Origin of the sequence: Lentzea miocenica, assembly GCF_033949945.1 — a bacterium.
Classification (GTDB): domain Bacteria; phylum Actinomycetota; class Actinomycetes; order Mycobacteriales; family Pseudonocardiaceae; genus Lentzea; species Lentzea miocenica.
On the sequence record NZ_JAXAVW010000041.1, the window covers coordinates 105,592 to 114,295 of the forward strand.

An 8,704-nucleotide genomic window follows, 5' to 3' on the forward strand; every position below is an offset into this window, starting at 1 on the left:
GCGATGAGCCTGTTAGCGCAACTGGCAGACGATCCCTTGAGCGGCGTTTCACCGTCCGTGTACGAGACCGGCCGACTCGTCGCGCTCGCACCCTGGCTGAAGGGCCACCACGCCAGAGTCCGCTACCTCCTCGACGCCCAGCACCCGGACGGCACGTGGGGCGGACCCGGCGAATACGCGCTGGTCCCCACGCTCAGCGCGGTCGACGCGCTCGGACGGCACCCGGCAGCGCGCAGAGGCCTGCAAGCGCTCCGCAAGCTGCTCAGCCGTCCGCTGAAGCTGCCGGACACGGTCGCGGTCGAGCTCATCGTGCCCGCGCTCGCGGAGAGACTCGGCCTGCGCACGCCACTGGACCCACGCCCGTTGCACGTCCTGAGACACCGTCCGTTGCCGGAGAAGCTCTGGCACACCCTGGAGATCTTCGGCCCGCGTCCCGAGGTCAGAGCGGTCGGCGGCATCGTCGCCGCGAGCCCTGCCGCGACCGCCGTCCAGCTGCGAGGCCCCAGACCAGGCGACAGCCTCGACTACCTGGAGGCCGTCCAGCACCGGCACGGCGGCCCGGTCCCCGCGGGTGTGCCGGTCCCGCTGTTCGAACGGTCCTGGATCATCGTCGCCCTGAAGTCCGCCGGCCTCGACGTCCCCGACCCGATGGCCGGTCGGCTCCAGGCCGCGTTCACCGAGGCCGGCGCGGCCGGCGGACCAGGACTCCCCGCCGACGCCGACGACACCGCCACCGCGCTGCACGCGCTCGCGTTGTGCGACAGTCCCCGTCCCACCGAAGTCCTCGACCGCTACCGGGAAGCCCGCCACTTCGCCTGTTTCCCGAACGAGCGCACGCCGTCGACCAGCACGAACGCCCACGCGTTGCAGGCGCTCGGCCACGACCGGCAGCTCGAGGAGTGGTTGCGCGACATGCAGCAACGCGGTGGCTACTGGCTCGACAAGTGGCACGCGTCGCCCTACTACGCGACCGCGTGCGTGACGAACGCCCTGCGCGGCAACGAAAAGGCGGCGGACTGGGTGCTGGCGACGCAGCGCCGCGACGGCTCGTGGGGCCGGTGGGAAGGCACGTACGAGGAAACGGCCTACGCCATCCGAATACTGTCGTGGTCACGACAGGACGTCAGCGAGGCCATGGGCCGCGGCGCGAAGTTCGTGCAGGACTGGGGAGACCGCCCGCACCCGCCGCTGTGGCACGACAAAGACCTTTACACCCCAACGCGAATCGTGCAGGCGGAAGGCCTGGCGGCGCTGCACCTCGCGTGCGCGGTGTGCCGATGAACCGCACCGAGCTGAGGTTCGCGCTGCGACTGATCCCGTTTCTCGACTCGGTGGAGAACGTCGAGGACGGCCTGGTCAAGCTGCGGGACCGGCGCTGGCTCGTCTGGCACCCGGACGTGATGGCCGCGTTGTTCCGCAACGACCGCCACCTGCGGCACCCGCCGAGCCGCACGCTGAGCGCGTTGCTGGGCAACCGTTCGGTGCTGTGGCTCGACGGCGCCGAGCACACCGCGTACCGCCGCACGCTCGCACCCATGTTGCGCGGCAACAGATATCAGGCGTTGATCGAGGAACTGGTCGAACGCGCCATCGCCGAACTGCCCGGCGATCCGGTCGGTCTGGCGGCGTGGACCCGCGAGGTCACGCTGAAGATCACCGGCCGCATCGTCTTCGGAGTGGACGACGACGAGCTGCTCGCCGCGTTCACCCGCTGGCTCGACCGCCGCCTCGGCAGCCGCGTCCGCACCCTCGCGCACCGCTACCTGACGCCCGGCACCACCAGGTTCGACCCGGAACTCGACCGGAAGCTCCTGCACCGCGCCAGCACCGCCGAGCCACCCGCGCTGGCCGCCTGCCTGCCACCAGAGGACCTGCGCGACCAGGTCGTCTCACTGCTGTTCGCCGGCCACGAGACAACAGCGTCGGCAACTGCGTGGACCGTGTTCTGGATCGAGCGGACACCGGGCCTGGCCGAGCGGGTGCTCGACGACGGGGACCTGCTCGATGCCACGATCATGGAGTCGCTGCGGCTGTCCCCGCCCGCGACGCTCGCCGGGAACCGGATGAGCGCGGACGGCATGGTGCTCACCCCGAGCATCTACCTGGCCCACCGCCGCGCCGCGACCTACGAGCACCCGCACGTCTTCGACCCGGCCAGGACACCACCGCCGCCCGGCGCGTTCTTCCCGTTCGGCGGGGGAGTGCGGCACTGCCCAGGCAAGGACCTGGCGCTGCTGGAGATCCGCACGATCGTGACGGCTCTGCTGCGGCACCGGCGGATCCGGCTCAGCATCCCCGACCCCCGCTCACCCCAGCTGCGGGGCGCCGCGATGGCGCCGCCGCCGAGCCTCGCGATGGTGGCCACTTGCCGGCGTTGACCTACCTCCACCGACTGGAACACCCCTTCGGCGTGCACTACGCGTGCTGCGCCGCCTGGGGTGCCTGCTACGCGACGAGATTCGACCTCGCCGTGGTGATCGCGGTGCTCGCGAACTTCGTCGCGATCATCTCCGGCAACCCGCTCAACGCCTACGCCGACCTCCGCAACGACATCCACACCGCGGAGAAACGCCATCTGGCACAGGCGGTGCGGGAGATCGGCGCGAACAGGGTCCTCGCGCTGGCGATCTTCGAGATGATCTTCGCCGAGGCGCTGGCGATCGCGGTGTCGTGGCGGGTCGCGATCGGCGTCGGGCTGATCCTGGTGCTGTACCTGGCGTACAACCTCGAGCCGATCAGGCTGAAACGGCGTGGCTATTCCGGCCCGGTGGTGCTGGCGATCGCCGCCGGGCTGTTGCCGAGCATCACCGCCTACTCGGCGGCCGGGGGACAGGCGGACCCGGCGGTGTGGCTCGTCTTCTCCGGTGTCGCCGCTCTCGCGACCGGCCGGGCCCTCTGGTGGGCGGTGCCGGATCGCGTGGGGGATGCCCGCGTCGGGTCCAGGACGCCCGCTGTCGTGTACGGCACAAGACATGCGGTCAACGCGACCACACAGCTGACCGTGGGCGGGCTGCTGCTGGTCGGCGGTGGGTTGTGGTTCAGGTTCGGGCCGTTGTGGGCGGCCGTCGGTGTCGCGGCGTGCTCGGCGTTCCTGCTCGCGCGCGACCTGCCGACGGCCAGGCAGCAGCTGCGTTACGGCATGTCGATGGCCGTGGTGTCGACGATCGTGCTGGCCGCGATCCCCCTGCTCGCCTAGACCTTGCGGGCCAGGCCGCCGCATCCCTGGAAGTTCTCCGGATTGCGGTCCCGCACCTCGTCGGGATCCGGTTCCCACAACGGAATCGGCACCACGCCCGGCGCGAGGATCTCCATGCCGTCGAAGAACTGCACGACCTGCTCCGGGTACCGGAACGTGAAGGCGGGCAACGGCTGGTCTTCGTACATCGCGCCGAAAAGCCCCACGGCGGCCAGCATGAACGGGTCCCGGCACGTGTGCGAGAGCCCGAGGTAGCTGCCGGGCGCCAGCGCGTCCATGTACTGGGCCAGCACCTTGTACGGCTCGGCGCTGTCCGGGACGAAGTGCAGCACGTCCAGCACCAGCACGGCGACCGGCTCGGACAGGTCCAGCGTCGTGCGGACCTCCTGCGACTCCAGCACCTTCTCCGGCTGGCTGAGATCCGCGCACAGGTACGAGACGTGCGGGTCGCCCGCGACGACCTCGCGGCCCTCGCTCGCCACCGCGGGGTCGATCTCCACGTACACCACGCGTGCGTCCGGCGCGACGAGGTGCACGTTGCCCGCGGTGGGCAGGCCGGAGCCGAGGTCGATGAACTGGCGGATCCCCAGCGCGGTCAGCCTTCTGACGACCCTGCCGAGGAACGCGCGGTGCGTGCGGCACAGGTACGGCAGGTGCGGAGCCGCGGACACGAGGTGCGCCGCCAGTTCCTGGTCGGCCTCCGTGTTGCGGGTGCCGCCGAGCCAGTAGTCCCTGACCCGTGCGGTGTTGGGTTTGTCCGGACCGTTCACTCCCGGTGCCCAGATGGGGGTGGCCACGGGGACTACCTACCGGATCCGGCCTTGGAGGCACACCAAGCCGGCCCGAGATCTACCTGATCGAGTGAACCGGCCCGGCTTTCAGGCCGGCGCGGTCTGCGCGACCAGGAATCCGACGACGTCGTCCAACCGGCCCCGCCGCGCGAACGCCCTGCGCTGCCTCGCCGCGCCCGTTCCGTCGAGCAGCAACCGGTCGATGCCGTCGGTCACCATCTCGTAGTCGCCGGCGAACTCCAGCATCGGCCGCACCCAGCGCAGCAACGACGCGGCGATCGTGGACGCGGGCGTCGGCGCGCCGGTGACCGGGTCGATGCCGAACCCCGCCAGGCCGTCGCGCGCGGCACGCCACATCGCGACCTTCAGCAGGTGCGGCGGGACTTTCACCGGCGTGGCACCGGAACTCAGCGCGGTGGCGGCGATCGCCCGCACCAGCGCGGCCATCAGCACGGCTTCCTCGACCGTCGGCGCGACGTCGGACACCCGCAGTTCGAGCGTGGGGTGGTTGGCGGAGAGCCGGATGTCCCAGTAGAGCATCCCGGCGTCCATCGCCGCGCCGCTCGCGACGATCTCCTCCCGTGCCGAGTAGTACTCGGCCGCGGAGTCGAAGTGCGGCGGCGCTCCCGAAGTGGGCCAGCGGTTCCAGACGACGTAGCGCCAGCTCGCGTACCCGGTGTCGCCGTCGAGCCAGTACGGCGAGTTCGCGCCCATTGCCAGAATCGTCGGCAGCCACGGCCGCAGGTGGTTGCTCACGAAGATCTTCGACTCGTCGTCAGGCAGCCCGATGTGCACGTGGCAACCGCAGATCGCGAGATCGTTGGTGAGCGCGCCCATCTCCTGCGCCATCCGGTGGTAACGCGGGGAGTTCGTCAACGGCGTGGGCATCGTCAGGCCCAGCACCGGCGTCCCGGTCGCGGCGAGCCTGGCGTCGTGGCGCGCTGCCCGTTCGATCAACGCCCGGCGCGCGGCGGCGAGTTCGTCGCGCAACGCGGTCATGTCCGTGCAGATGCCGCTGGCCGATTCCACCTGATACTGCGCGATTTCCGGCTGCAGGTCGACCTCGTACCGGTCCGCTCCGGCGAGCACTTCCTTGGCGCGATTGGCCAAATGGCCGGTGGACGCTTCAACGAGAACGAATTCTTCTTCCACCCCAACGGTGAGGAGGCCGTCGATGCTCGTGCGTTGCGCGGGTACCGCTTGAGTTCTGCTGCCAACGTGCACGCCGAACCTCCTGTGCGCTGAGTAGCGACCTCGATGCTATGAGTGATCAGGCCGTCGCACAGGAGGCGTTCGGTTGTACTTGTCAACTCACCGCGCGTTGCGCGACACCACGCAGCACATCGCGTCGGTCGCTGCCCGGCCGGCCCATGACCCAGCTGGACCCGGCGAGCGACTTCGCGTGTTCCTTGACTGGTGCCAGCAACCGCGACACCTCGCGATACGACCCCACTGACCCCGGAGCACAGATAAGGGTCGCAAGAGAGAGGGTGACGTGTCGTCCCTCGGCCGTGTACGACTTGTCCAGCAAACGGGCGGACAACGGCACCGTCTCGTCGAGCCCGGCGAGAATCAGGAAGTCGTCGCCACCGACGTGCCCGACCTGCACCCCGGGAAACGCGTGCGCGAGGTCCGCCAGGTCGTGCCCGATCTCACGGATCAGGTCGTCGCCGGCCGCGAACCCGACCGAGTCGTTCACGAGCTTGAAGCTGTCGACGTCCAGCCACGACACCGCGAAGATCTCGTGGACCTCGATGCGCCGCTCGACCTCCTTGGCGATCGCGTCGCTGCCCGGCAGGCGCGTGAGCGGGCTCAGCGCGGCCGCCTGCTCCACCTTCAGCTCGGCGACACCGCGCACAACGTCCGCAACGCGCACAACACCCATGCACCGCTCGTTGTGGTCCACGACGATGAGGTCGTCGTTGGTGCGCTCACGGTTCGCGTGCGCCACCACGTCCAGCAAATCGAGCGCGGACGACTCAGTGCCGATGACGTGCGGCTTGTCGGCAAGCCGCGCCGCCTCACGCTTGGCGTGCAGGGCATGCCCGTACGGCCCGGTGACCGCGAGCAGGAACCGGTTGCGGTCCACCGACCACTTCGGCCGCCCCTCGTCGTCCACGAGCACGACACCCGTGACCGACGGCTGCGACGCCAGAACCTCACGCACCTCCTCGCTGGTGGCGTGTTCCGGCAGCGTCGTGGCGGGGTGCAGGAACGCCGTGATCCGCGGACCGGTGTTGGTGCGCCGGATCTCCCCGGTCTCCGTGACCGCCTCGGGCGCGATGCGGGCGTTCACCGCCGGCCGCCGCTGCGGAGGCGCGAGCATGTTGCCCTGCGCGTGCCCCACCCCGAGCTTGCGCAGGTACGTCAGCTCCGCCTCGGTCTCCACCCCCTCGGCCACGACCTGACTGCCCGTGTACTCGCCCAGGTGCACCAACGACTTCACCAACGCACCCCGCGCGGCGTCACCGGGCAACGTCCGGACGATCTCGCGATCGAGCTTGATGTAGTCCGGCGAAGCGCTCGTGAGCATCCCGAGCGGCACGTCGCCCTCGCCCACGCAGTCGAGCGCGATGCGGAAACCGTTGTTCCGCAACGTCTGCATCCCCCGCGCGAGCCTCGCGCGGTTGGCCCGCGAATACGGCTCGCCCACCTCGATGACGATGCTGTCGGGCGACCGCCCGGCATCCCGGAGCGCGCCGTACAACGGGCTCATGATCTCGGGCTTGTCCGCCACCGTGATAGCGAGCAGGTTCACGTGCAACGGCAACATGAGGTCGAAATCGGCTGCGGACCGAACGGCACGGCAAGCGAGTCCGACGTCGGCATTGGTCAGCAGACCGGCCCGGAAGGCGGCCTGAAGCAGATCCTGCACGCTGCCGTCGTGCGGCCGGGCCAGAGCCTCCACCGCCACGACGCCCCCGGTGTTCAGGTTGAACAGCGGCTGGAAGGCGAACCTGACGTCATCCAGCAATGCGGGCACATCTCAAATCGTGCCGGTGCGAACGACTCGCACCAATAGGGTTAACCAGCTGTTCACGAGGTTGGCGACGATCCGCCATGGCACGGCTGCGCTCGGTGATCCCGTGCTCACGCTGGGAGTTTCGCTCCGGCCGGCCTGGAATACGAATACGCCGTTCGGCTGGTAGGTCGGTTTCGCGGAAACCTTTTAACGCATGAGCGTGACGCGTAGCCGCCAAGGCGCCCGCCGGAACAACGCTGTCATGGCCGCGACGGTGCCTCCCACGTCCTCACGGCCCGAGAGGTAGGCGCGCTGCAGCTCCACGTCGAGCTGGAAGAAGAGCTCGAAGAAGTCCCTTGTCTCGTCGGCGTTCATCCGAAGCAGCGCTTCCAGGCCTCGCCGCCGCAGGGCGTGCACGATGCGAGCGTTGCGGGACCAGATGACGTGCTCCGGGTCCTCGCCTGCCTTGACGGCGCTGGCGACCTCCGGGGCGAGGACCAGCGAGGTGGCGACGCTGTAGCCGGTGGCCGGGTGGATGAAGCCCGCTGCCGCGCCGAACGCCCGGTCCTTCGCTCGTGGTGCGTCGAGGGGGAAGCGGACGCGCTCTTCTCGTGTGCCAGGTTCGAGGTGGGTGTGGAGCCTCGCGCGGAGTTCGCTGAGCGGCATGCCTGGGCGTCTGGCCAGGCACGTCGCCTCGACCAGGAACTTGTTGTCGCCGAGCGGGACCTTGTAGAGGAACGTGTCGCCGTTGCGCCAGTCCATCAGCGTGGTCTCGGTGCAGCCGGACTCGATGACCGTGCCCACGGCCGTTTGTTCGGCACGGCCCTTGCGTGCACCGGTGGCGTTGAACGTGTAGCGCGCCTCTGTTGGTCGTTGGAGCACTGTCACGTCGTGCGGCAGTTCGTGGAGGCGTGCGTTGTCGAGGACGACGTAGGTGCGGGGGATGAGGTGCTCCTCGCGCGCGTAGGCGCGAACCACTGTGCTTGTGGCGGCTACCGGTGTGTGTGGTGGGAGCTCGTCGGCCCACGCGCCGTATGTGGCCGTCCAGGTGCGGTGCGGGTGACGGTCGACGATCGCCGTGTGGAGGCCTTCCTGTGCGCAGGCGCGAGCCAGGGCGCGGCCGGCTGGGCCGCCACCGATCACGAGCACGTCGAACATGAGGTCCATGATTGACGTTGTGGCCAAGACCTTCCGCTCGACCCTCATCCGCCGTGTCGGCAACGTCGTGATCGGTGGCGTTGTGAAGCTCGGTGTCGGTCCCTCCTACTACGTGTTGCTGTCCATCCGTGGGCGGCGCAGTGGTGTCGAGCGGACGATCCCCATCCGGCTGATGCGCCATGACGGGCAGGAGTGGTTCGTCGCGCCGTACGGAGTTCGCGACTGGGTGCACAACGCACGCGCTGCTGACTTCGCCGTCGTGCGAAGGGGACGTAGGTCACGTCAAGTGCGTTTGGTGGAGGTTTCCGCGGCCGTTGCGGCACCAGTGCTGGCCGCTTATGTGCGCAAGGAGCCCGTGACTAGGCCTTTCTTCGACGCACGCGTCGGCGACCCGGTCTCGGCGTTCGAAGCGGAGGCGGACCGCCATCCGGTCTTCCGGGTGGAGAACGTGCAGGTCAGCGGTGGTACTGGTGCTTAGGTGACCCCCCGATTTGGAGATCGAAACAGGCCTGTGTAATCTTCTCCAAGTCAGCGCAGAACGGGCCGGGAAACACCGGAACGGAGCGGGACGAAAAGCCGGAAGACAAAGAGCCTCTA

Annotated in this window: 8 protein-coding genes; 4 read left to right on the forward strand and 4 right to left on the reverse strand. The window is 69.2% G+C overall.

Going from position 1 to position 8,704, the window contains the following annotated elements; genetic code table 11:
- Positions 1-3: 3 nt before the first annotated feature.
- The 3 genes from SK803_RS38670 to SK803_RS38680 are packed head-to-tail and all read left to right on the forward strand — an operon-like array spanning position 4 to position 3,196.
- Complete coding sequence (locus tag SK803_RS38670; protein WP_319971162.1) at positions 4-1,281, forward strand: prenyltransferase/squalene oxidase repeat-containing protein; 1,278 nt, start codon at positions 4-6, stop codon at positions 1,279-1,281.
- The gene (locus SK803_RS38675) at positions 1,278-2,378 is read left to right on the forward strand and encodes a cytochrome P450 (RefSeq protein ID WP_319971163.1); all 1,101 of its coding nucleotides are present in this window, start codon (positions 1,278-1,280) and stop codon (positions 2,376-2,378) included. The genes SK803_RS38670 and SK803_RS38675 overlap by 4 nt, the downstream gene beginning before the upstream one ends.
- The gene (locus SK803_RS38680; protein ID WP_319971164.1) at positions 2,366-3,196 is read left to right on the forward strand and encodes a UbiA prenyltransferase family protein; all 831 of its coding nucleotides are present in this window, start codon (positions 2,366-2,368) and stop codon (positions 3,194-3,196) included. The genes SK803_RS38675 and SK803_RS38680 overlap by 13 nt, the downstream gene beginning before the upstream one ends.
- Here SK803_RS38680 and SK803_RS38685 read toward each other — a convergent pair.
- The 4 genes from SK803_RS38685 to SK803_RS38700 form a co-directional block, all read right to left on the reverse strand.
- Positions 3,193-3,993 carry an SAM-dependent methyltransferase gene (locus SK803_RS38685; RefSeq protein WP_319971165.1) on the reverse strand — a complete coding sequence of 267 codons (801 nt, stop codon included), beginning with the start codon at positions 3,991-3,993 and terminating at the stop codon, positions 3,193-3,195. The genes SK803_RS38680 and SK803_RS38685 overlap by 4 nt on opposite strands.
- An 81-nt stretch (positions 3,994-4,074) precedes the next feature.
- Positions 4,075-5,211, reverse strand: a complete 1,137-nt coding sequence (locus SK803_RS38690) for a carboxylate-amine ligase (protein ID WP_319971166.1) — start codon at positions 5,209-5,211, stop codon at positions 4,075-4,077.
- A gap of 82 nt (positions 5,212-5,293) precedes the next feature.
- Positions 5,294-6,970, reverse strand: a complete 1,677-nt coding sequence (locus tag SK803_RS38695) for a GGDEF domain-containing protein (RefSeq protein WP_319971167.1) — start codon at positions 6,968-6,970, stop codon at positions 5,294-5,296.
- A 186-nt stretch (positions 6,971-7,156) separates the two neighbouring features.
- The gene (locus SK803_RS38700; RefSeq protein WP_319971168.1) at positions 7,157-8,116 is read right to left on the reverse strand and encodes a lycopene cyclase family protein; all 960 of its coding nucleotides are present in this window, start codon (positions 8,114-8,116) and stop codon (positions 7,157-7,159) included.
- Here SK803_RS38700 and SK803_RS38705 point away from each other — a divergent pair.
- On the forward strand, positions 8,115-8,585 hold the full coding sequence (locus tag SK803_RS38705) for a nitroreductase/quinone reductase family protein (protein ID WP_319971169.1): 471 nt from the start codon (positions 8,115-8,117) through the stop codon (positions 8,583-8,585). The genes SK803_RS38700 and SK803_RS38705 overlap by 2 nt on opposite strands.
- Positions 8,586-8,704: the final 119 nt, after the last annotated feature.

Bases quoted from the DNA above. Each gene is read 5' to 3' on its own strand.
- SK803_RS38700 (WP_319971168.1), bottom strand. From the start codon at position 8,116: ATGGACCTCATGTTCGACGTGCTCGTGATCGGTGGCGGCCCAGCCGGC.
- SK803_RS38705 (WP_319971169.1), top strand. From the start codon at position 8,115: ATGATTGACGTTGTGGCCAAGACCTTCCGCTCGACCCTCATCCGCCGT.
- SK803_RS38675 (WP_319971163.1), top strand. From the start codon at position 1,278: ATGAACCGCACCGAGCTGAGGTTCGCGCTGCGACTGATCCCGTTTCTC.
- SK803_RS38670 (WP_319971162.1), top strand. From the start codon at position 4: ATGAGCCTGTTAGCGCAACTGGCAGACGATCCCTTGAGCGGCGTTTCA.